We start from the raw sequence: 22,167 nt of genomic DNA, 5'->3' as shown, positions 1-22,167 counted from the left end.
TATCATTATTCATTATAGAAGGAGAGATTGATTATGGCACAACAAATTGCAGACCGCAGAGACCAGGATTACGTACTGCACGAAATGCTCGACATCGCTCAGCTGACCGAAACTGAAAAGTACGCTGATTTCAACCGCAAGACCATCGACATGGTGCTTACCGAAGCCCGTAACCTGGCTGTCAAGGAAATCCTTCCCACCCAGAAACTGGGCGACGAAGAAGGCGTTAAACTGGAAAACGGCAAAGTCAGCGTTCCTCCTTCATTCCACAAACCGTACAAACTGTTCTGCGAGGGTGAATGGGTGGCCATGGCTGACGATCCTTCCGTAGGCGGTCAGGGTCTTCCCCACGCGGTTGCCCTTGCCTGCGGCGAGCTTTTCACCGGAGCCAACTGCGCCTTCATGATGTACCCCGGCCTGACCCACGGCTGCGGCAACATCATTTCCTCCCTGGGTACCGACAAACAGAAAGAACTGTACCTGAAAAAAGTCTTCACCGGTGAGTGGGGCGGAACCATGTGTCTGACCGAAGCCAACGCCGGCTCCGACGTCGGTGCCCTTGAATCTATTGCCACCCCCAATGCCGACGGCACCTACAACATCGTCGGTAACAAGATCTTCATCTCCGGCGGCGACTCCGACATGGTCACCAACGTGATCCATCCCGTGCTTGCCCGCATCGAAGGCGCTCCCGCCGGTACCCGCGGTATCTCCCTGTTCATCGTTCCCAAGATCTGGGTCAACGACGACGGAAGCATGGGCGAAGACAACGACGTGGTCGTGACCGGTGTGGAACACAAAATGGGTATCCACGGCAACGCCACCTGCTCCATCGCCTTCGGCGGCAAGGGCAAATGCCGCGGCACGCTGATCGGTGAAGTGAACAAGGGTATGAAAGCCATGTTCCTCATGATGAACGAAGCCCGCCAGGGCGTGGCCATGCAGGGCCTCGGCTTTGCATCCACCTCTTACCTGAACGCCGTCAACTACGCCAAGGAACGTATCCAGGGTCCGAACCTGATGACCATGCTGGAAGCCGATCCTCCCAAGGTTCCGATCATTCAGCATCCCGACGTTCGCCGCAACCTTCTGATCATGAAATCCTATGTGGACGGCATGAGAGCCATGCTTTACTTCATGGGCTTCTGCTTTGACAAGGTTCACACCGCCAAAGACGACGCTGAAAAAGATTACTACAGCGGTCTGATCGAAATCATCACCCCGGTGGCCAAATCCTACTGCACCGACAAGGGTTTCGACGTGTGCTCACTGGGTATCCAGGTATACGGCGGTTACGGTTTCATCGAAGAATATCCCCAGGCACAGCTGCTCCGCGACTGCAAAATCACCTCCATCTACGAAGGCACCAACGGTATCCAGGCCATGGACCTCCTCGGCCGTAAGCTGGGTATGAGAAAAGGCAAGCCGATGATGGATCTGATGGGCGAAATCAACAAAGCCATCGCCATGGCCAAAGAAGTGGGCCTGACCGATCTGGCCGACAAAGTCAACGCAGCTCTGGGCAAACTCGGTGAAGTCGCCATGACGCTGGGCGGCGCCGCCATGAGTGCAAAAGTCATGGATGCCTTCGGTTCCGCCACCCTGTTCCAGGAAGCGGCCGGCGACGTGGTCATGTCCTGGATGCTTCTGTGGAGAGCCGCCGTGGCTCAGGGCAAGATCGAAAGCGCCAAGAAGAAAGACAAGGTCTTCTACGAAGGCCAGGTGATCACGGCTGATTTCTTCATCAACCACATGCTGCCCATCGGCCTTGGCAAGATGAATTCCGTCATGGGTCTGACCGGCACCATCATGGCCATGCCTGAAGATGCGTTCAACGCCTGATCCTGATTAAGGATCGGCGTCGTCGCACACGATGACACATCAAGCCCCCCGCCACCGGATTTTCGGGCGGGGGGCTTTTTTTATGGCGGGAGGACGGTCAGTCTTCTTTCCGCCGGAGGGATGCTTCGGCCCGGCTGACGCAAGTATCCTCCCCGCCGCATTGACATCCCCGGCAGGTGGTTCGCGGCTGATCGTCGCTTCTCAGACCGCGTTTCCGATAAAGCGCATCCACACCCGCCCAGAGGGCGAGAATTCCCACAACCAGACCAACCGCAACAAGATACTGCATCATCACTCCTTTATCGTGACATGAATCCATGGACCTCTTACCATGCCACGGAGCCGCGTTTGGCTCAAGTCATTTCAGACTCGATCATCTGTCCGGAACCGTAGGTTTCCCGGGCCGTGTCATGAAGATTCTCGTAGATGCCCTGGTAGCTGGTGATCAGCCGGTTGCCCAGCATGGCGGCCAGTTTTTTGTAGAGCAGCATGCCGTTGACCGGGTTGTCTTCGGCCAGCCGCTGGATGTCCCGGGCATCGAATTTAAGCAGGGTGGTCTGTTCCATGCACTGGGCCCTTGAGGAATACCGGTCCCGTTCGAGCAGGCTGGACCAGCCGAAGGCCTCGCCGGCATGGCTGACAATGTAGACCAGCTGCTCGTCCCGGCCGATGTCGATGCGGACCCGGCCCTTGAGCAGCACAAAAAACCACTGGGCCGGATCGCCTTCATTGCTGAGCACATGCCCCGCCTCGTGGGTTTCCTTGACGGCGACGTCCATCAGTTCGGCAATGAAATCGTTGTCCATGCCCCAGAAAAGATCGGCTTGTTTGATAAACATGGCGGAATCCTCCTTGTGATAGGGTGTCTTCGGGGAAAGAAAAACCGCAGCAGAACGGGGGGAAACGGACATCCGGTGAGGGCTGATTCATCGGAAACGGTCACTGGCGTTCATGGAGCATCCGACCCGGTGTCTTACCGTCATATGATCAGCGCAAAGATGGGGTTTCTGCTGCGGAGTCTCTGTTCCTAAATTATCACAAAGAGGCTTGAAATCAACATGATACAAAGATTATTCCGGTAAACAAAATTACACCCCGGGACGGTGCGGGCCCGGGATGATCAACGAATCCGGGCCCGCACATGACGGCCCAGGACCGTGTAAAACAGGTGAGCATCGTCGGCTCCGGCCGTTTCACGGATCGAATGCATGGCCAGCATGGGGATGCCCGCATCCACGGTCCGGATGCCGATGCCCCCCGCCGTGATGGGGCCGATGGTGCTGCCGCAGGGCATGTCCGACCGCACGACAAACTCCTGGCAGGGGACCTGGTCCAGGGCGCAGAGATAACGGAAGGCGGCGGCGGTGCGACTGTCTGTGGCGTAGCGCTGACCGGCATTGAATTTGATCACCGGCCCCCGGTTGAGCAGCGGACTGTGGCGGGGGTCGTAGCGATCGGCAAACCCGGGATGGACCCCGTGGGCGTTGTCGGCCGAGATCATCAGCGACCGGGCCAGGCATCGGGCGCGGGTCTCGAAAGAGGGCATCATGCGCCCCAGGACCGAGGCCAGAAAATTACCCCCGGCCCCCGAGACGGACAAGGACCCCACCTCTTCATGATCATGGCAGACCAGAAGGGCGGGAAGCGGTCCGCCGTGATCGATCAGGGCCCGGGCGCCGCAATAGCAGCTGACCAGGTTGTCCAGGCGGCCGCCGGTGATGAATTCACGGTGACGACCGGTGAACGCCGGCGCCTTGGGGTCATACAGCATCAGGTCGAAATCGATCAGGGCGGGGTCCAAAGACGCATGTCCCATCCGGTCGAGCCTCAGGGCCAGTTCGTTTCGTAGATTGAAAGGCGTTTCGCCTTCGATCATCAACAGGGGGGGCAGATCGTTCTGTCTGTTGACGGCCTTTGAGGTGTTGGCCTCACGGTCCAGATGAATGGCCAGATTGGGGATCACGGCCACCGGGTCGATGAGGTCGATCATCACGCTTTGGATCTGACCCGTCTGGTCCACATAGGACACCCGACCGGCCACCGACAGCTCCCGATCGAACCAGGTGCCGAGAATGGGGCCGCCGTAGACCTCGACCCCGAACTGGACCAGGGACTTGGCGGAGATTTCGGGCCGGGGCTTGAGTTTCAGCCCCGGACTGTCCGTGTGGGCCCCGATCATCCGAAGGCCGTTTTCCGCATAATCCCCGTCCCCACAGACAAAGGCGATGAGGGCCGCGTCGTTGCGAAGGACCAGATAGCGGCCCCCGGGCTTCAGGTCCCAGGCCGCGTCTTCAAAAAGACGCTCAAATCCGGCCCCGGTGAGCAGCCGCGCCAGATAGGAGGCGGCGTGAAAGGCCGTGGGGGATTGGGACAGAAATTCGAACAAACCGTCGTTGAACGGGGTTTTATCCATTGAGGCAGGCCTCCTTGTCGTTGTGATTGACCACATTGTCCATCATGGGAATTTCCACCTTGATGCGGGTGCCCCTGCCGGACTGGGACCGGAATTCGATGGTTCCGGCCAGCAGGCGGGCCCGTTCCTCCATGCTGCGCAGCCCCATGCGTTTTTCCGCGCAGGCCTCACTCAGCCGTTCGTTGATGTCAAAGCCGAGGCCGTTGTCCTCGATGCGCAGGATAATGGTGGGAAAGGAGGCGATCAGGCGGATGGTCACCTGCCCGGCCCGGGCATGTTTGACCACGTTGTGCAGCCCTTCCTGGACGATGCGGTACAGGTTGATTTCCGTATCGGCGGACAGGCTCAGCCCCGACAGCCCCGCGGAAAAAAAATCGACGGCCAGGGCGTTGCGCCGGCCGAAATCCTCGCAGTAATTGGTCATGGTCCGTACCAGCCCCAGCTGGTCCAGGCCCGGGGGTCTGAGATCGTAGGCCATGTTGCGCACGTTCATGATGGTGCCCTGGAGAATGCGGGAAAGGCCGCTGACCTTGGACACCACGTCCGTGGGAAAGGGGTGCGGATCGGAAAACAGGGTGTCGCAGGTGATTTTCATGGTGGCCAGTTCCTGGGCCACGTTGTCGTGGAGATCCCTGGAGATTCTCTGGCGCTCGCGCTCCTGGACCTTGATCAGTTCCTGGGACAGGCTGTGAATGTGTTTTTCCGCGTTCTTCAGGTCGGTGATGTCCCGGGCAAACACGGCGATGCGTTCAATCGCGGGTTTGTCGTCGTTGATCGGGTAGACATGGATCAGATAATGCCGCTCGTCAAACTGGTCTTCGAAAATCACCGGCTCCCGACGGCTTACCGCTTCGGCCAGGGATCGCAGGCGGTGGGGGTTCTGGTCGGACCGGAAGTAGTCAAACAGGTTTTTCCCCTTGAGAGACCGGGTGTCGGCCCCGAGGCGGCCGGCCATCATTTCGTTGGCCATGAAGATGGTGCCGTCGGGTTTGAGCATCACCACGGCATCCCGGCAGGCGTCGAGCAGGGCCCGGGTCATTTCCTCGCTTTCACGCAGGGCCGTTTCCATGGATTTCATGCGGGATATGTCGGCGATAACCGAAAACCGGCCCTCGACGGCGCCGTCATCCCCATACAGGGCGGCCGGAGAAATGTAGACGTGGATTCGCTTTCCGGTTTTTTGCACAAGAACGGTTTCCCGGGGGCCGGCATCCCGGTGAGCGTCGTCATCGAGACGCTGCCTGAGCGCCTGAACATGGTCGGCGTCAACAAAATCATAAAAACTCCGCCCGACAATGTCGGTAAGGGGCCGCGAAACCATGGCGCAGAACCGTTCGTTGGAATAGCGGATTTTCATGTCGGCATCGAATACGAGAAAACCGTCGTTCATGTTTTCGATGAGCATCCGCGACTGCTCTTCGGTTCGCCGGAGGACGTTTTCCGTGCGCCGGTGGTCGGAGATTTCCTGGTGCAGAAGGCGCGCCGTTTTTTCCACCCGCTTGCTGCCTTCCCGGACCCGCTCGGCCAGATCGGTGTTTGACTTGCGCAGCTCCTCTTCGGCCACCTTTCGCCAGGTCACATCCCGGGCCGTGGCCAGAATCAGGTTCCGGGTCTGGAGCGTGATCAGCGAACACCGGATGTCCACGACGACGACGGAACCGTCCCGAAGGGTCAGCGGGATCTCATAGGGTCCGGCAAAGGTTTTTTCCAGGGTTTCCTGAACGATGGCGTCGATCAGGCGGCATTGTGACTCGGTGATAATCTCGATGTCCCGGTAGTTTTTTCCGATCACGTCGTCGGGGGCGTAATCGAACAGCTGTTCGGCATAGCCGTTGATCTCCGTGAACACGCCCCGGTCGTTATCGTAGAGCATGAAGGCGTCCGGCGCCTTGTCGAACAGGGTTTTCAACTGGGCCTCGGACCGTTTGAGATCGTCCAGGGCCTTGAGCCGTCCGCGGCTTTCCTCTTCGAGGGTCCGGTTGGCCCGGGCCAGCTGCTTTCGGATGTCGTAACCCCGGGCCGCCGCCATATAAAAGCTTCGTGAGATGAGCCAGGACACGATCATCAAAACGGGGATATGCATGTGCTCCACCCCCAGCCTGAGGATGTCGCCGCGGTAAAACAGGGTGGTCAGAACCAGCATGAGGGCGCTGAGGATGAAGAAGGCCAGCATGGCGTACCAGTTGATCACGAACACGATGCACAGCGAGAACATGGTGAAGAAAAACCGGGTGAGGGTGCCGGAGCCCACATATTCGACCCCCGAGGCGATGGACATCAGCACCGTGAAGAAAAAGGCCGCCGCATAGACCAGTCGCCCATGGACGGGGCGGACATCGGCCAGGGTGTCGGGTGTGAACCGCTGGAACAGGATCAGGAGAACGGCCGAGCCCAGCATGATGAAGACATTCAGGACGAACAGCGAGGTGTAGCCCGGCAGGGTTCCGTAACCGGGGTAAAGAAGAAGCCTCAGGCTGAAAAAAAGAAATCCGGCGGCCAGAAAGCCGCCGACGGCGATTTTCGCCCGGATGAAGTTCGACACGGTCAGTTCGGCGAGGAATTCACGGTCCGGGTGCCCGCAGGCGAAATACCCTGTTTCCGGAGATCCGGCCGTCGTGTCATGGGTGGGTGTCGTCATGATTATTCCACAGGTGTGAGACCGTCAGCCGATGCGGACGAAACGGGCCGGGTCCTTGTAGGCTTCCGACCGCTTGCGATACACGTCCGCCATGGCGGACATCAGGGTCACCATGTCGGGTTCAAGGGTGCGTTTGATCTTGCCGGGGGCCCCGGCCACCAGGGAACCTGCGGGAATATCCGTGTTTTCGAGAATGACCGATCCGGCGGCGATGACGCTGCCCTTTCGGATCACGGCGCCGTTCATCACCACCACCCCCATGCCGATCAGGCAGTCGTCCTCGATGGTGCAGCCGTGAATCACGCAGTTGTGCCCCACCGTGACCCGCTTGCCCACAAGAAGGGGTTTGCCTTCGTCCGCGTGACACATGGTCAGATCCTGGATGTTGCTGCCTTCGCCGATGGTGATGGTTTCAAAATCGGCGCGGATCACCGTGTTGAACCAGACCGAGGCCCGGGCCGCAATGCGGACCCGGCCGATCAGTACGGCATCGGGGGCGATAAAGGCGGTAGGATCGATGTGGGGCGTGTCCTGATCAAGTCTGTATATGCTCATGGCGACCTTCTTGGCATGGATCGGGGTGTTTGGGTGCCCCGCCGGGCGGAGACATGTCCGATGTCCGGCGGACGGATGAATTACACTGTTAGTAAAAAAAACCATTCATTTCAATAGAAACTTGGACGATGCCCACGAAAAACAAGTCTTTTTCAGATCTTACCGCCGGGTCCGATCAATTGTCTTGACATTTCCCGGCGGGTCATTTAATTTGTATACGAATGATATTTCATGTCTGCCCGACAGAAAAAAGCCGGTCAATTCCAATCGGGTGGAAGGGCCAACGACGATTTGGCCCTTATTAGCAATGGTATCCAGGCTTCGTGAGTCCGTTTCAGGTTGTCACGGGGGTGCGTCGGCCAGCTGGAAGAGAAAAATAACATATTAGCATGCTAAACAGTTTCGTCCGGAATCAGGACGCCGGAAAGGGGGAACCATGAACGACCCGTTGTTCGAATCCATTCAGATCAACCAGCTTCGCCTGAAAAACAGGATTTACCTGCCGGCCATGCACCTGGGAATGGCCGATCAGTTCCAGGTCACGGACCGGCTGGTCGATTTCTATGTTGAACGCGCCAGAGGCGGAGCCGGCATGATTGTGGTGGGTAACGCCACGGTCAACGAGGTCTCGGGCTTCTTCCAGTACATCGGCGCCCACCATGACGATTTCATTCCCGGTCTGACCCGGCTGGCCCGGGCCATCAAGGATCACGGGGCCGCAGCCGCCGTCCAGCTGAACCATGCCGGGCGCTATTCCCATTCGGCCCTGATGAACGGCAAAAAACCGGTGGCCCCCTCGGCCCTTGCCTCGACCTTGAGTCCGGAAGTCCCCGACGCCCTCGATGACGCGGGCATCAAACAGACGGTGGCGGATTTCGCAACGGCGGCCCGTCGGGTCAAACAGTGCGGCTACGACGCCGTGGAGGTCTTGAGCGGCACCGGTTACCTGATCAGCGAGTTCCTTTCGCCGGTCACCAACAAACGGACCGATGCCTACGGGGGAAGCTTTGAAAACCGCATGCGGTTCGGCCTGGAGGTGATGGCCGCCGTAAGGGAGGCCGTGGGCCCCGATTTTCCGGTGATTGTGCGCATGGATGACAACGATTTCATGGAAGGGGGGCTAAGGCACCATGAACTTGGGGAATACGCACGGCGGCTGGTCGCAGACTGCGGCGTCGACGCCCTTTGCGTCAAAGGGAGCTGGCACGAATCCCGGACGCCCCAGCTGACCACCCATGTCCCCCGGGGCGCCTACGCCTATCTGGCCCGGAACATCAGGCGGATGGTCGATGTGCCGATCATTGCCAGTCACCGGATCAACGATCCCCAGGTGGCCCGGGAGCTGATCCGGGACGGGTTCTGCGATATGGCGGCCATGGCCCGCAGTCTGATCGCCGATCCCTATCTGCCGGAAAAAGCCCGGACCGGTCGGGAAAAAGAGATCATCCACTGCATCGGCTGCGCCCAGGGCTGCTTTGACAATCTGTTCAAGCTCCAGGCCGTGGAATGCCTGTGCAATCCCGTGGCCGGGCACGAAAAGGAACGGGCCGTGACCAAAGCCGACCACCCCAAAAAGGTCATGGTGATCGGCGGGGGGGCCGCCGGCATGAGCGCCGCCCTGTCGGCCTGCGACCGGGGGCATGCGGTGAGTCTCTATGAAAAAACCGATCGTCTGGGCGGCCAGTTGTTTCTGGCGGCCATCCCCCCCGGCCGGGAGGAGTTTGCCGAGCTGGCCAGGGATCTGGCGACCCAGGTCTCATTGAAACCCATTGACGTTCATCTGAATACCGTGGTCGACGGGGAGCTGCTGGATCGGGAACGGCCCGATGCAATCATCGTGGCCACGGGGGCCGGTCCGATCACGCCCCCCATTCCCGGCGTGGACCGTCCCCATGTGGTTCAGGCCTGGGATGTTCTGGCCGACCGGGCCGATACCGGCTCCCGGGTGGTGGTGATCGGCGGCGGCGCCGTGGGGGTGGAAACGGCCCTGTTCCTGTCGGAAAAGGGAACGCTGTCGGCCGAAGCGATCAAGTTTTTGCTGGTCAATCGGGCCGAGGATTACGACACCCTGTATGACCTGGCCACCCGTGGGTCCAAGCAGGTGACCCTCATCGAAATGGCGGGCAAGGTCGGCGCCGGCATCGGCCGCAGCACCAAATGGGTGATGATGCAGGAGATCGACCGGAACCGGATCGACATCCGGGTGGGTACCCGGGCCCTTGAAATAACCGATGACGGGGTGAGGGTCCAGTGCGGCGATCGCATCGAGGACATTCCGGCCGATTCGGTGGTGCTGGCGGCGGGTGCCGCTCCGGTCAACACCCTGGCGACCCTGGCAAAGGATCGGGGCATCGCCTGTGTGACGGCGGGTGACGCACGGGCCATTGCCCTGGCCTTCGATGCCGTGCATCAGGGCCATGAGGCGGGCCGGTCCGTCTGACATGCCCTGGCCGGCCTCATAAAAAAAGCCCCTCTGAATGATCAGAGGGGCTTTTTTACGTGGGTGAAGGAACTATTTTCGTTTTTTACCGTTTGCGCACCGGTAATTGCCCCCCCGCTCAATGCACAGGATATGTTCGAAATATTCTGCGGGGACGGAGCCGTCGATGAACCGCTGGCAGAACAGCGTCTCCATCTCGGATTTGGTGATTTCCAGTTCTCTGTCCGCATAAAGATCAAGCAGGATTTCCAGCTCGTCGTCATTGGGCATGCCGTGCATCAGGGTGTAGGGTGATACCCCCAGCGCGTCGGCAATTTCGGCGATCCGGCCCAGAGAAACACCCACATGGCCGTTTTCGAGCTTGGCCACGTAAGATCGGGATGTCCCGATTTTCTCGGAGAATTCTTTCTGGTCGAATCCTTCGAGTTTTCTCCAGAACTGCATCGCTTTGCCAATGGATTTCACAATGGCCTTTCCTTCGTCTTCCATGTTGTACCCCCCCAAAAAAACAATGATGTGTATTGAACGTTTTTTGAAAAAACGGTCCTATGGTTGTTCAACACTATAGAACAATTTTCCCCTTCCCAAGAAACGTCTGTAAAAAGAATATTCCTTAAAACCATATCCTGACGTTTAGATCAATGCTTTTTGTCACATTTTTTGAAATTTTTTGAGTGACCGCGGGTCACTGTTCGGGGGGCGTCATGATCGATCCGGATACCAGGAAAAGCAGGGCGCCGGAAAGGGCCGTCAGCGCACTGGCAAGGTATAGATACACGCCGGCCGCTTCGAAAAAGTACCCGTTGAAGACAAACCCGGCCATCATGCCCAACCCGTAGGACACGGCGTTGTTGGCCACCTGGCCGAAGGTTTTTGTTTCCGGTGAGGACAGCTGGTCCATATAAAGGATGCAGGCGATATGGAAGGCCCCGTAGGTCAGGGCGTGGAAAAGCTGAGACAATAGAATCATCTCTGGAGAAACGGCGACGAACAGCAGCAGCCAGCGCAGGGCCGCCGCGACAAAGGATGTGATCAGGACGGTCCGGATGCTGAATCGCCTGAACAGGCGGTCGGAATTGAGCATGATGCCGATTTCGGCCACCGAGGCCAGGGCCCAGGCCAGGCTGATGAATGTGGGGCCAAACCCCAGCTGTTCCAGATGAATTGAGAAAAATCCATAGTAAGTTCCGTGGCTTGCCAGCATCAAAAACGAGCAGGTCAGAAAAATCACCATCCGAAGGTTGATAAAGGATCGCATCTGGCCGACCAGGGAGGTGACCCGGGCATGGGTCGTACCCGGAGGTACGGTCGGGGCCAGGAGGGCCTGAACCACGGAGCCCACAAGGATCAGGATCACGATGGTCCGGACCGGATAAAGATCGACAACATAGCCCGAGATCACCACCAGGGCAATGAAGCTGACGGACCCCCAGACCCGGATGGCCCCGTAGCGACGCTTGCCGCCGTCCCGACCCAGGGTGTCCATGGTCAGGGCCTCGAGGAAGGCGATGATCGGGCCGTAGAAGAGACCGTAGGCGATGGTGACGGCCAGCATGGGATAAAACTCCCCGGTGAACAGGTAAAGAGTCCAGATGGCGGCGCTGGCCGCGTTACACAGCAGGTAGACCGGCCTTCGGATGGCGTAGCGATCGGCCACGATGCCCCAGGCCAGGGAAAATACCACGATGGACAGGGTCCTGGCCGCCGAGAGGATGCCGATCTGGAATCCCGTGAATTCGAGGTGATAGCAGTACAGGTTGAAAAAGGGCAGAAACATGCCCATCACACCGAAATAAAAAAAATACTGGAGGGACAGGGGCCAGGTCGACGGTTTCATAGGCGTTGAATCAGGTAAAGAAACACCGGCAGGCGGCAGGCGCTCTTGAATACTTTGAAGTGTGAGATCAGGGTCCGACGGTCACGGATCGGGCCGTAGGGCGACACGTACACCGCGCCCCGGGGAAAAAATCTGGGGTATTTCGATTGAATCAGTTCGATCAGGGATGCCGTGTGGTCCGGGGAAAAGGATTCGCCGTAAAGAACGTTGGCGGTGATTTCAAGACCCGGATACCCGCGATTGAGGTCGGTCATGCAATCGAAGGCCGCCGTCACCTTTTCGGGGGTCAGGGGTTTGCCCAGACGCCGGAGGGTCGGACCGTGGGCCGATTCCAGCCCGATGTTGATCAGGACCTCACAGGGCAGGGCCGAAAGCTCCCGAAACAGCGCGGGCGGTGCGCCAAGCAGGGAATCGACGCTGCCGAACATGAACAGCCGGGGACCGCGGACGGCGGACCGGTCAAGACCGAAGGCCCGGAAGGCCGATTCGGCGGCATGGAGGATGAGGTCCCGGCCGGCCTGAAGGGCGTCGTGCTGCCCCAAAAAGATCGAATTGTAGTTGGTGAGATTGGCCCCGAAAAAGGCCTGGAGATCCCGGATCTGTCGGTCGATGTCCGGCCGGGACAAGGGAGAGAAGGCCCGGCCCGTCTTGACGGTGCAGAACCGGCAATTGTAGAGGCAGCCTTCGGCCACGGTCAGGGGAATCACATCGTAGTCCGTGTGACGGGCATCGGGCGGCAGGACGGTGACCGGACCGCGGATCAGGCGGTGCAGGGTGTCGGCGTGGTTCCGCAGGGCCGATGGGGTGTTGCGGTGCCGGGCGGTGCGGGCCCAGCGTCCGGCGGGGCCGTCGGCCGTGTCGGCCAGTCGGGCCAGGGTCCGGTCAAGAGCCGACAGCGCCCGGTCAAGAATCCCGTCACGAAAGGGATCGCCGCCCAGAAGGGGGTTGCTCGCATAGGTGAAGCAGGGAACGTAGTATTCGCCCAGGGCGTCGAAGGCCCCGTTGTATCCCCCGGAGGTATAGTACACCCAGTCGCCGCCAAGGGTCCGTTTCAGCCATTCCGACGGCGGCATGGCGTCCGCCCCGCGTCCGCGGATATGGGTGATGTCATGGTTCAGATCGAACTGGAACACAAAATCGTCGGACCGGATTTCCGTGTACGTTCCGAAACGGATGGGGCAGCTGAGTTTGGCGTAGTGATCGAGACCCCGTTCACCGAAGTGAATGGAAAGATCTCCGAGTTGATAGACGGCGGCATCCATGGTCGTGGGATGAAAAAAGGCCCGAAGGCCCTTTCTCTAATCGGAACCGGGAATGGTGTAAGTGGTGCAGGACCCGGTCGAACAGGTGCGCTCCTGTACGCCGACCCTGCCGGAGGGCCCGGCGGCGCAGGACGAAGTCCCGCCGCTGACGCTGAAATTGGTCCGACTGATGACCCGCTCAAAGGACTGGGCGCCGCATTTGGGGCACTTCATATCCTCCTCGTCGCTTTTTCCCACCATCAGAAGTTCGAAAAATTGGTCACATTTCTGACATTTAAATTCATAGATTGGCATGGTGACTCTCCCGTTAAGCCGTTTAAAAAAGTATGCTTAATTATCAGCACCCGATGAAAATTGTCAAGGTGTGAGTGGGGTCGTTTCCGGGCATCACCGGGTTTCAAGAAGCATTTCCCGGGCGTGGGCCAGGGTGGCGTCGGTGATGGTGGCGCCGCCGAGCATCCGGGCCAGTTCATCGACGCGGGCGGTTTCGGACAGGGGATGGATTCCGGTGGCGGTGCGGCCGTCCACGACGGTTTTTTCGATTTTGTAATGATGATCGCCGAATTTGGCGATCTGGGGCAGATGGGTGATGCAGATCACCTGATGGTGGGCGGACAGGGCCTTGATTTTTTCCCCGACTTTTTCGGCCACGGCACCGCCGATGCCCGCGTCCACCTCGTCGAAAATGATGGTCGCCACCGAATCCACTCCGGCGAGAATGGCCTTGAGCGCCAGAATCACCCGGGACAGCTCGCCGCCCGAGGCGATGCGGGACAGGGGTTTCATGTCTTCTCCCACGTTGGGCGCAATCATGAATACGGCCTTGTCCATGCCGGTCTCGAAGATGGCCTGATCCCGGTCCTTCAGCCAGGAGGAGGTGGTCTCGTCGGCAAGGATCGGTGTGACCTGAACCTCAAACCGGGTTCGTGCCATGTCCAGGCTCGAAAGCTCGGCCTCGATCAGGGCGGACAGCTCGGCGGCGGCACGCCGTCGTTTGTCCGACAGCTCCCGGGCGGCCCGGACCAGCCGGCCGTGAAGATCCTCGATGGTCCGTTCGAGATCGCCGATGGTCGTCGACAGGTTTTCAACCTTGTCAAGTTCCGTGATAATGGACGCGTAAAGCGCCTCCACATCGGCCAGGGTGCCCGACGGGCCTGCGTACTTGCGTTTGAGTTTGTTCAGGAGATCAAGGCGGGCCTCGATTCTGTCCAGGTGGTCGCTGTCCGTGCCGATTTGTCCTTCATAGTCCCGGAGACGTGCCGACAGATCCTCGATGCGGTACACCAGGTCGGTGACGTCCTCGGCGGATTTGGTCAGGGCGGGATCGAGTTCCGCCGCCCGTTCCAGGTTCTTGCCGATGTCCGACAGTCGTTCGAAGATCGCCCCGTCCATGTGATAGAGCTCGTTGACGGCCTGAATCACGATCCGGCGCAGGGCTTCTCCGTGGCGAAGCCGGGTGCGCTGTTCGTCCAGCACCTCGTCTTCGTTCGGCGTGACGGCGGCCTGTTCGATATCGTTTTTCTGAAATCGCAGAAATTCCAGATGCCGGGCCTGGTTGAGTTCCATGGCCCGGTGTTTTGCAAGGGCGGCCAGAAGGGGTGTGATCCGGCCGTGGAGACCGGCCACCGTGTCCTTGAGGGACTGAAGGTTGCCGAACTGGTCGAGAAACAAAAGATGCTGATCTTCCCTCAGCAGACTCTGGTGAGCGTGCTGTCCGGAAATACCGGCCAGGTTCTGGGTGATGTCGGCCAGCATCTGCATGGTGGCCATGCGGCCGTTGATGAAGATCTTGTGCCGGTCGTTGGCCGAAATGATGCGGCGGATCAGAAGCCCCTCCCGGTCGTCGAAGCCGTTTTCGGTCATCAGGCGCACCGCGGGACTGTTTTCCGGCAGGGTGAAAAACGCTTCGATCTCGGCGCTGTCCCGGCCGGTGCGAATCAGCCGCGCCGTGGCACGGTTTCCGAGAATCAGGTTGACGGCGTTGATGATGATTGATTTTCCCGCGCCGGTTTCGCCGCTGAGCACGGTCAGTCCCTCTGAAAACGAGACGGTCAAATCGTCGATGATGGCCAGGTTTTTGATGGATAGTTCAGCGAGCATAGCGCATGCCGTCCGGTTTGAGGTCAGTCGATCCGATTCGTACGAACCATGATTTATGGCACAGCCCGGTGATTTTGTAAAGAAAAGGCAAGGGTCTTTTTCCATGCCGGCGGGATCGGTATCGACCGGTGTGGGGATCGATAGCAGAGGGGTTTTTTCGAATTCGATTTAACGTTTTTACATTTTTCGGACAGTGTGATAAAACAGACAAAAAAACAAACGGTTGACATCGCGTGGGGGCTGTTTCATCGACGGTCGGCCTTCCTTACCGAACGGAAACGTCCGTAACCCGGCACGTCCATCCGTTCCGACAACACATGATCGAATCTTATGCCGGCAACCTTGAGCGCACAGTGGTTTGGGTTTATCGAATCGGAGTATCTGGTCACGGGACCGGCTCTGGCCATGGGTCTGTTCCTGATTGTTTTTTTTATGCTCGCGCTGGCCGTTCAGTACCTGAACCTCCGGCGGGAGAACAGAATTTTTCAGATGGAACTTGCCCTCAACACGCGCATCGATGAAACGAACTATGAACTCCATGAACGCCTGCTGCGCCTGAACGAGCAGATTCGGACTCTGGACAGTGAAATCGATCCGTCCCTGTCCCTGTTCGAACAGTGCCGGGAAGCCATGCTGATGATCTGCGACGATCGGATTCTGGACATGAACCGGGCGGCCATGGCGCTTTTCGGCTTCGACGCCCGGGAGGAGGGCCTGGCCGTGCCGCCCGAGTGTCTGTTTGAACAGGTGTCGTCCAGGGACGGGTACCGATCCGGCGTGATCGGGGCTGAACTGACCGGGTACGGCCGTTTTTCAGGGCCCCTCCGCCGGGCCGACGGGACGACGGTCCAGGCCGAGACCGTCGTCAGTCTGATTCTGCGATGCGACCGGCGTGTCCTTCTGCTTTCCATCCGGCCCACAGCCGCCTCCGGTGAAAAAAGCCGTCAAGATTCGGCTCCCTCCGGTCGATAATCATGATGATGGAAACAAAATCGGACCTTCGATGCGGCCGGGCTCCGGGAGCTTTTTCTTGAAATAATCCCTGAAACAGGTATACTGGAAGCCAATGAATAAACCGGCCAAATCATGAAATAATCCGACATCATGGGGGCCTTCCGACGGCGGCTGATCTGCCGCGACACCTCGACGTTAAGGACCTCTGACCCTTTCCCCCGACGATATCGGCGGGTCACGACCAGCGGGACGCCCCGGGCATTCCCGAAACAGATTCGAACGGAACAGGACGGAGCTGCCCTGTCCATCGCAAAGGATACCAAAGCGCGATGCCGACGCCTTTTTCTCAGATTGACGCCAAGGTCGGGCTTACGCCCCAAGGAGGGCCGGGACGACGGCTTTCATCCGCCGTTTCGTCCGGCGTCGCAGCCGTCGCCCCGGTGATGCCCAGCCGGCTGGGCCGCCTGGTCTGGCTTCTTTTCGTCAGCGGCTGTCTGGTTCCTCTGCTGCTTTTCATGGTGTTTCAATACCGGCGTCTGGCCGAGGCGAGGGTCGCGTCCCTCGGAACGGCCATGATTCAGGCCGCTCACAGCGTACAGGCCGATGTGGAATACCATATCGCCACCCGCTTCGATTTTCTCGAACACATGATTCTCCATCTGGATGTGATCTCCGATCTCTCCGGCGGGGATCACGCCCGAGAGGGCGGTCAGGGCGCGCTCATTTATGAAGCCGGTGCGCTGGGGTTTGAAACCTTTCTCGTCGTCGACCGCTCCGGGACCATTATCCGGTCATGGCCGGATGACGGACGGGTCGGGCAGATTCTGCCCATCGGAGATCCGGACCCGCCTTCCTGGGTGGTGTTTCTCGAAAAAACCCTGGACACCGGGCAGCGGTTCTGTGCGCCGCCGGAGACCGGCGACGCACGCGTCACGGAACGGCTGGCCCATTTGAGCGCCCCCATTCGCGATGAGGCGGGACGAATCATCGGGGCCGCCGTCGGGCTGCTTCGTCCGGAGCCCCTTCTGGCCTCGTTGAGGCATGCGGCGGAAGGTCTTCCGCATGCCTCCCTGACTCTTCGCTGCCAGGATTTCAGTCTGTCGCTGGGGCCGTCGCCGATACGCGCGGACGATCCCGATAGGCCCGGCAACACGAGGATCATCGGCCGCGGGTCATGGCCGGAGCCCATCGTCACCTATCGGGATGGTGCGGGGCATCCGTACGCCGGGCTTGAGATCAGGCTGGATCCCGGCCTGTTCCGGGGGGCCGTCTGGCAGCTTGCCGTCAACACCGATCTGTCGTTTATCGGGATACTGCAGCGGGACGATCTTTGGTTTGCCGGAAAGTTCCTGCTCGGAGCCCTCGTGCTCATCGGGTTTCTGACCTATGTCATCACCCATGAGACGGTGTCGGCCCTCAGACACTATCTGGGCTGGGCCGTCGATGCGGCCCGGGGCCGCGCCGTGGCCATGGAGCGCCCCCACGGTCATCATGAAGTTGCCGAACTGGGCAAGGCCCTGAGTGACCTGTCTTTTCGTCTGAGGGAGACCCTCGATCTGTGCTCGTCGCTGTCGGCGGGGAACCCCGGAAAGCCCCTTCGCGTTCTGGACGAAAACGACCGTCTGGGCCTTGCTTTGAACGGGGTCAGGGATTATTTCAATAAATTGATGGACGCCCTTGACCGGATCACCGGAGGGCAGTTTGTCACGACGGATCCGGCCGCGGCCCCCACCGATCTGATGGGCCGGAAGCTGCAGGCCCTGTCCGATTCGCTCAGCCGGATGAACGAGGGGAACATGCGCCTTCTTTCGGCCACTTACGCCCAGATGGAACTGGCGCGCCAGATGGGGGCCGAGCAGAATTTTTCAGCCCTGATCACCGGGATCCTGTCTTTTGTCTGCCGCCAGGTGAAGGCGACGACCGGGGCCCTTTACCTGGCCGACACCGACTCGACGGCGTTTGTCCTCAAGGGAACCCATGGCGCCATGGACGATGACTATCCTGAAAAAATCGCGCCGGGCGAACGATTGAGCGGTCAGGCGGTTCGGTCGATGAAACCCCTTCTGGCGCCGCCGGCCCCGGTTCCGGCGGTGGGCATTGAAGGCGGTCTGTTCCGCGGCCGGGCCGTTTCGGTACTGGCCTTTCCCTTCGTGCTGAGAAACGAGGTTATCGCCGTGATGGAACTGGCCGGTCTTTACGAGTTCAAGAGCGATCATGTGGAGTTTATCAAGAAAAACAACGAAAGTATCGCCATTGCCCTTCATTCGGCCCAGGCCCGGAATCTGACGGAAACCCTGCTCAGAAAAACCGTGGACCAGGCGGAAAGCCTTAAACGGCAGCAGGAACAGCTTTCAACGGCCAACCGCGATCTGGCGGCCCAGGCCGATGCCCTCAAGCAGTCCGAGACCCGGCTCATGGCCCGTGAAAAGGAACTGGAAGAGGCCAACCGGGAACTGGCGGCCCACACCCGGCGCCTGGAAGAACAGAAACGGTTTCTCGACCAGAAAAACCGTGAACTCGAAGACACCAAATCGATTCTTGAAACCAAGGCTGAGGAGCTGACCCGCAGCAACCGCTACAAGTCGGAGTTTTTGGCCAACATGAGCCATGAGCTGAGGACGCCCCTGAACAGCATCATTCTGCTGTCCCGGACGCTGGGAGACAAGCTGGAGAAGGAACCGGGCAGCCCGCTCGTCAAATTCGCCGACATCATCAACGCCGCGGGCCGGGATCTTCTGAACCTGATCGACGATGTGCTGGATCTGACCAAGCTGTCGTCCGGCGACATGGCCCGGAACATGATTCCCTATGAGCTCAGGGACGTTGAACGGGTGCTGAAATACTGGTTCGGCAAGGTCGCCCTCGAAAAGAACATCGACTTTGACATGGTGTGGACCGAGCCGCTGCCGACCATCGTTTATACCGATCCGACCAAGCTGGAAAAGATACTTAAAAGCCTCCTGTCCAATGCCTTTAAATACACATCCAGGGGCCGGGTTTCGGTGACGATCCGCCGACCCGATCCGGACAGGCCCCTGCCGGTCAAGACCCTTAACCGTGAGCGCACGGTGGAATTTCTGATCACCGATACGGGTGAAGGGATTCCCGAAGCCATGCAATCCGCCATTTTTGATGCCTTCAAGCAGGGGGACGGGAGTATCACCCGCAAACACGGAGGCACCGGCCTGGGCCTTTCCCTGGCCCAGGAGTTCGCCCGTCTGCTTCGGGGCGATATCCAGCTGGTTCATTCCGACGAGCGGGGAAGCGCCTTTCGCCTGCTTATTCCCGATGGCGAACCGACAGGGGGGGAGGCATGATGAATGCATGGCAGTTTGACATGAGCGACCTGGCCCTGGACGATTATCCCGAATCGGTGAGGATTCTGATCACAGGCGATCAGGGTGAACCGGACCCGGATCTGACCAGGCTTACGGATTCCCAAGAGACCCGGATCCTGATTGCCGCCTCGGGTTCTGAGGCACTGGATCTGGTCAAGCGGCAGGATGTGGCGGTGATCGTCCTCGACCTTGGCCCTGTTGACGAGGACGGCGTCGCGACCGTGACGGCGTTTCAGTCCCAGCCGGGAACATCGCAGGTGCCGGTGATCGCCGTCGTTCCTGCCGATACGGACGAAGGAGCGATACTCCGGCTCTATGAGGCCGGAGCCGCCGATGTTCTTGTCCGGCCCGTGGCCCTGTCCATCGTGCAGGCCAAAATCCGTGTGCTTGCCAGGGTCTTTCTCAGTCGGAGGAAATCGGAACAGCGGACCCGGGAACGGCTGAAAAGCTCCGAGGCCAAGTACAAAAGCCTGTTCGACACCAGTCGCGACGGTATTGTTTTCATGAGCCTCGACGGTCATATCGAAAACGCCAACACGGCTTATTGCGAGATGCTGGGTTACTCGCTCAACGAACTGATCTTTATGACCGACGCCCAGCACACCCCTGCGAAATGGCTGGCTGGGGATCGGGACATTCTTGAAAACCAGGTGCTCAAGCGGGATTATTCCGATGAGTACCGCAAGGAGCTGATCCGCAAGGACCGGACCGTGTTTCCCGTGAGGGTCCGGGTCTGGCTGGTCCGGAACAGCAAGGGCGAGCCCCTTCGTCTGCTCAAGCAGGTCCACGACGCCACCGCCCAGACCCGCCTGGAAGCCCAGCTTCGCCAGGCCCAGAAAATGGAGTCCATCGGTACCCTTGCAGGCGGAATCGCTCATGATTTCAACAACATTCTCGGGGCCATCATCGGCTATGCCCAACTGGCCCGCTACAACCTCAAGGATCATGATCCGGCCGTCAGGGATATCGACCATGTGCTGACCGCCTCGAACCGGGCCAAGGATCTGGTCAAACACATCCTGGGTTTCAGCCGTCTTACCGAGCATCGCATGCAGCCGGTTCAGATGCATCATATCGTCAAGGAGGCGCTCAAGCTGATCCGGGCCTCATTGCCCAGCACCATCGAGATCCGTCAGAACATCGCTACGACAAGGACCACCATTCTGGCGGATCCCACGGAGATCCACCAGGTGATCATGAATTTCTGCACCAACGCCCTGCATGCCATGGAGGGCGCCGGAGGGATTCTCGAGGTCCGCCTCGAACCGGTGGAAAGCGATGCCGTGGATATGAACGATCATCCGGACCTGAAGCCGGGGTGTTACCTGAAGCTTATGGTCCGTGATACCGGTTGCGGCATCGATCCCGTTCATATCGAGCGGATCTTCGATCCCTATTTCACCACCAAGAAGCAGGGCACGGGCACGGGCCTGGGGCTGGCGGTGGTTCACGGCATCGTGAAAAATCACGGCGGGTCCATCCATGTGAAAAGCGATTCGGGCAGCGGAACGGTCATGACCGTGCTGTTCCCCCGGCTGGCCGATGCGGCCGAAAAGGCCGTGCCCGCGCCCGAGGCCCTGCCCACGGGCCATGAAACCATTTTGTTTGTCGATGATGAGTCCGCCCTGGTGGAAATCGAGAAAAACATGCTTCAGAGGCTGGGCTACCGGGTGATGACCGAATCGAGCAGCGTCCGCGCCTTTGACCTGTTCAGAGAAGACCCCCACCGCTTCGACATGGTGATCACGGATATGACCATGCCCGATATGACGGGGCTGGATCTGGCCCGACGGTGTTCGTCCCTGAGGCCGGGGCTGCCCATCATCCTGTGTACCGGTTACACCAACAAAATCACCGAAGGCCGGGCCAGGGCGGCGGGCATCGGACGGCTGCTGATCAAACCGGTGGAGATCAGGGAACTGGCGGGGGCCATCCGCAGTCTCTTTGATCAGGGCCAAACCGGTGAATCGCCGGATTTATGTGCCGTTGAGCAAAAGGATTCGCTATGAGTGACGAAATCAGAACCAAAATCCTGATCGTGGATGATCGCCCTGAAAACCTTCTGTCCCTGGAAGCCCTTCTCGAACGTCCGGATATCGAGATTCTGACCGCCGACTCGGGCAACAGCGCCCTGGGTCTGGTGCTTGATCACGAATTCGCCCTGATCCTTATGGATGTTCAGATGCCCGGGATGGACGGATTCGAGACCGCCGAGCTGATCCGGGACAACCGGAAGTGCCGCAACACGCCCATTATCTTTATTACCGCCATCGGAAGGGAGGATGAATACACCGCCCGGGGATACGAGGTCGGGGCCGTGGATTTCATGTACAAACCGATCAACCCGCAGGTTTTGATGAGCAAGGTGTCCGTGTTCATCGAGCTGTACCGTCAGCGTCAGGCCCTGGAGCGGACGGGCATGGAGCTCAAGAACAAAATCGCCGAACTCGAAGAGGCCGGCCGCAAGATCACCGAGCAGCAGGAAGAGGTGGTCAAGCAGGAACGGCTGAAGGTTCTGCTTCAGCTGGCCGGAACCACGGCCCATGAACTCAACCAGCCTCTGATGGGCCTTCTGGGCAACATCGAGCTTCTGGAGATGAACCAGCACGACTCGGAAAAGGTGCTCAAACACATTGCCCGGATCAAGACGGCGGGGCTTCGGATTTCGGATATCGTGAAAAAAATCCAGGCCATCAGCCACGACAAACTCAAACTGCACGACAGCAAGTCGCCGATCATCGACATTCATCAATAACGGTTTTAAAGGTGGTGATCCTTCACGATCACA

16 protein-coding genes are annotated in these 22,167 nt (G+C 59.3%); 6 read left to right on the top strand and 10 right to left on the bottom strand.

Translation table 11 applies throughout. From position 1 onward, the window contains the following. The first annotated feature begins 33 nt into the window (after positions 1-33). Entirely contained in the window at positions 34-1,842 is a 1,809-nt protein-coding gene (locus ACYQ11_RS11350; RefSeq protein WP_459923903.1) for an acyl-CoA dehydrogenase, read from the top strand. 97 nt (positions 1,843-1,939) lie between these two features. Here the strand turns inward: ACYQ11_RS11350 and ACYQ11_RS11345 are convergent, their stop codons facing one another. The 5 genes from ACYQ11_RS11345 to ACYQ11_RS11325 all read right to left on the bottom strand — a co-directional run bounded on the left by ACYQ11_RS11345 (position 1,940) and on the right by ACYQ11_RS11325 (position 7,448). Continuing rightward, on the bottom strand, positions 1,940-2,134 hold the full coding sequence (locus tag ACYQ11_RS11345) for a hypothetical protein (RefSeq protein WP_459923902.1): 195 nt from the start codon (positions 2,132-2,134) through the stop codon (positions 1,940-1,942). 61 nt (positions 2,135-2,195) lie between these two features. After that, positions 2,196-2,681, bottom strand: coding sequence for a Crp/Fnr family transcriptional regulator (locus ACYQ11_RS11340; protein WP_459923901.1), 486 nt, complete (start codon positions 2,679-2,681; stop codon positions 2,196-2,198). 281 nt (positions 2,682-2,962) lie between these two features. After that, positions 2,963-4,255 carry a M18 family aminopeptidase gene (locus tag ACYQ11_RS11335; protein ID WP_459923900.1) on the bottom strand — a complete coding sequence of 431 codons (1,293 nt, stop codon included), beginning with the start codon at positions 4,253-4,255 and terminating at the stop codon, positions 2,963-2,965. Further along, complete coding sequence (locus tag ACYQ11_RS11330) at positions 4,248-6,893, bottom strand: PAS domain-containing sensor histidine kinase (protein ID WP_459923899.1); 2,646 nt, start codon at positions 6,891-6,893, stop codon at positions 4,248-4,250. The genes ACYQ11_RS11335 and ACYQ11_RS11330 overlap by 8 nt, the downstream gene beginning before the upstream one ends. A gap of 24 nt (positions 6,894-6,917) precedes the next feature. Continuing rightward, positions 6,918-7,448: a gamma carbonic anhydrase family protein gene (locus ACYQ11_RS11325; protein ID WP_459923898.1), complete on the bottom strand. Its 531-nt coding sequence runs from the start codon at positions 7,446-7,448 to the stop codon at positions 6,918-6,920. 436 nt (positions 7,449-7,884) lie between these two features. Here ACYQ11_RS11325 and ACYQ11_RS11320 point away from each other — a divergent pair, with 436 nt between their 5' ends. Further along, on the top strand, positions 7,885-9,888 hold the full coding sequence (locus tag ACYQ11_RS11320) for an oxidoreductase (RefSeq protein ID WP_459923897.1): 2,004 nt from the start codon (positions 7,885-7,887) through the stop codon (positions 9,886-9,888). Positions 9,889-9,960: 72 nt separating this feature from the next. Here the strand turns inward: ACYQ11_RS11320 and ACYQ11_RS11315 are convergent, their stop codons facing one another. From ACYQ11_RS11315 to recN, 5 genes are all read right to left on the bottom strand, one after another. Then, positions 9,961-10,377, bottom strand: coding sequence for a helix-turn-helix domain-containing protein (locus tag ACYQ11_RS11315; RefSeq protein WP_459923896.1), 417 nt, complete (start codon positions 10,375-10,377; stop codon positions 9,961-9,963). A gap of 196 nt (positions 10,378-10,573) precedes the next feature. Then, the gene (locus ACYQ11_RS11310) at positions 10,574-11,725 is read right to left on the bottom strand and encodes an MFS transporter (protein ID WP_459923895.1); all 1,152 of its coding nucleotides are present in this window, start codon (positions 11,723-11,725) and stop codon (positions 10,574-10,576) included. After that, a complete protein-coding gene (locus ACYQ11_RS11305; protein WP_459923894.1) occupies positions 11,722-12,987 on the bottom strand; it encodes a radical SAM protein in 1,266 nt (421 codons plus the stop codon). Before ACYQ11_RS11305 ends, ACYQ11_RS11310 begins: the two co-directional genes overlap by 4 nt. Before the next feature lie 36 nt (positions 12,988-13,023). Continuing rightward, positions 13,024-13,281 carry an FmdB family zinc ribbon protein gene (locus tag ACYQ11_RS11300; protein ID WP_459923893.1) on the bottom strand — a complete coding sequence of 86 codons (258 nt, stop codon included), beginning with the start codon at positions 13,279-13,281 and terminating at the stop codon, positions 13,024-13,026. 93 nt (positions 13,282-13,374) lie between these two features. Then, positions 13,375-15,087, bottom strand: coding sequence for a DNA repair protein RecN (gene recN, locus ACYQ11_RS11295; protein ID WP_459923892.1), 1,713 nt, complete (start codon positions 15,085-15,087; stop codon positions 13,375-13,377). 330 nt (positions 15,088-15,417) lie between these two features. On the opposite strand from recN, the gene ACYQ11_RS11290 reads away from it, so the two are divergent. The 4 genes from ACYQ11_RS11290 to ACYQ11_RS11275 all read left to right on the top strand — a co-directional run bounded on the left by ACYQ11_RS11290 (position 15,418) and on the right by ACYQ11_RS11275 (position 22,134). Further along, complete coding sequence (locus ACYQ11_RS11290) at positions 15,418-16,059, top strand: PAS domain-containing protein (protein ID WP_459923891.1); 642 nt, start codon at positions 15,418-15,420, stop codon at positions 16,057-16,059. A 311-nt stretch (positions 16,060-16,370) separates the two neighbouring features. Beyond that, positions 16,371-19,358, top strand: a complete 2,988-nt coding sequence (locus tag ACYQ11_RS11285) for a sensor histidine kinase (protein WP_459923890.1) — start codon at positions 16,371-16,373, stop codon at positions 19,356-19,358. After that, complete coding sequence (locus ACYQ11_RS11280) at positions 19,355-21,388, top strand: ATP-binding response regulator (protein WP_459923889.1); 2,034 nt, start codon at positions 19,355-19,357, stop codon at positions 21,386-21,388. The genes ACYQ11_RS11285 and ACYQ11_RS11280 overlap by 4 nt, the downstream gene beginning before the upstream one ends. Next, a complete protein-coding gene (locus ACYQ11_RS11275) occupies positions 21,385-22,134 on the top strand; it encodes a response regulator (RefSeq protein WP_459923888.1) in 750 nt (249 codons plus the stop codon). The genes ACYQ11_RS11280 and ACYQ11_RS11275 overlap by 4 nt, the downstream gene beginning before the upstream one ends. The last annotated feature ends 33 nt before the right edge of the window (positions 22,135-22,167 follow it).

The sequence above is a fragment of the Desulfatiferula olefinivorans genome (assembly GCF_054657895.1).
Note: the sequence above shows the minus strand (reverse complement) of the source record. Positions and strands in the feature narration are given on the sequence as shown.

Bases quoted from the DNA above. Each gene is read 5' to 3' on its own strand.
- ACYQ11_RS11350 (WP_459923903.1), top strand. From the start codon at position 34: ATGGCACAACAAATTGCAGACCGCAGAGACCAGGATTACGTACTGCAC.
- ACYQ11_RS11280 (WP_459923889.1), top strand. From the start codon at position 19,355: ATGATGAATGCATGGCAGTTTGACATGAGCGACCTGGCCCTGGACGAT.
- ACYQ11_RS11340 (WP_459923901.1), bottom strand. From the start codon at position 2,681: ATGTTTATCAAACAAGCCGATCTTTTCTGGGGCATGGACAACGATTTC.
- recN (WP_459923892.1), bottom strand. From the start codon at position 15,087: ATGCTCGCTGAACTATCCATCAAAAACCTGGCCATCATCGACGATTTG.
- ACYQ11_RS11290 (WP_459923891.1), top strand. From the start codon at position 15,418: ATGCCGGCAACCTTGAGCGCACAGTGGTTTGGGTTTATCGAATCGGAG.
- ACYQ11_RS11315 (WP_459923896.1), bottom strand. From the start codon at position 10,377: ATGGAAGACGAAGGAAAGGCCATTGTGAAATCCATTGGCAAAGCGATG.
- ACYQ11_RS11300 (WP_459923893.1), bottom strand. From the start codon at position 13,281: ATGCCAATCTATGAATTTAAATGTCAGAAATGTGACCAATTTTTCGAA.
- ACYQ11_RS11335 (WP_459923900.1), bottom strand. From the start codon at position 4,255: ATGGATAAAACCCCGTTCAACGACGGTTTGTTCGAATTTCTGTCCCAA.
- ACYQ11_RS11310 (WP_459923895.1), bottom strand. From the start codon at position 11,725: ATGAAACCGTCGACCTGGCCCCTGTCCCTCCAGTATTTTTTTTATTTC.
- ACYQ11_RS11325 (WP_459923898.1), bottom strand. From the start codon at position 7,448: ATGAGCATATACAGACTTGATCAGGACACGCCCCACATCGATCCTACC.
- ACYQ11_RS11305 (WP_459923894.1), bottom strand. From the start codon at position 12,987: ATGGATGCCGCCGTCTATCAACTCGGAGATCTTTCCATTCACTTCGGT.
- ACYQ11_RS11330 (WP_459923899.1), bottom strand. From the start codon at position 6,893: ATGACGACACCCACCCATGACACGACGGCCGGATCTCCGGAAACAGGG.
- ACYQ11_RS11320 (WP_459923897.1), top strand. From the start codon at position 7,885: ATGAACGACCCGTTGTTCGAATCCATTCAGATCAACCAGCTTCGCCTG.
- ACYQ11_RS11345 (WP_459923902.1), bottom strand. From the start codon at position 2,134: ATGATGCAGTATCTTGTTGCGGTTGGTCTGGTTGTGGGAATTCTCGCC.
- ACYQ11_RS11275 (WP_459923888.1), top strand. From the start codon at position 21,385: ATGAGTGACGAAATCAGAACCAAAATCCTGATCGTGGATGATCGCCCT.
- ACYQ11_RS11285 (WP_459923890.1), top strand. From the start codon at position 16,371: ATGCCGACGCCTTTTTCTCAGATTGACGCCAAGGTCGGGCTTACGCCC.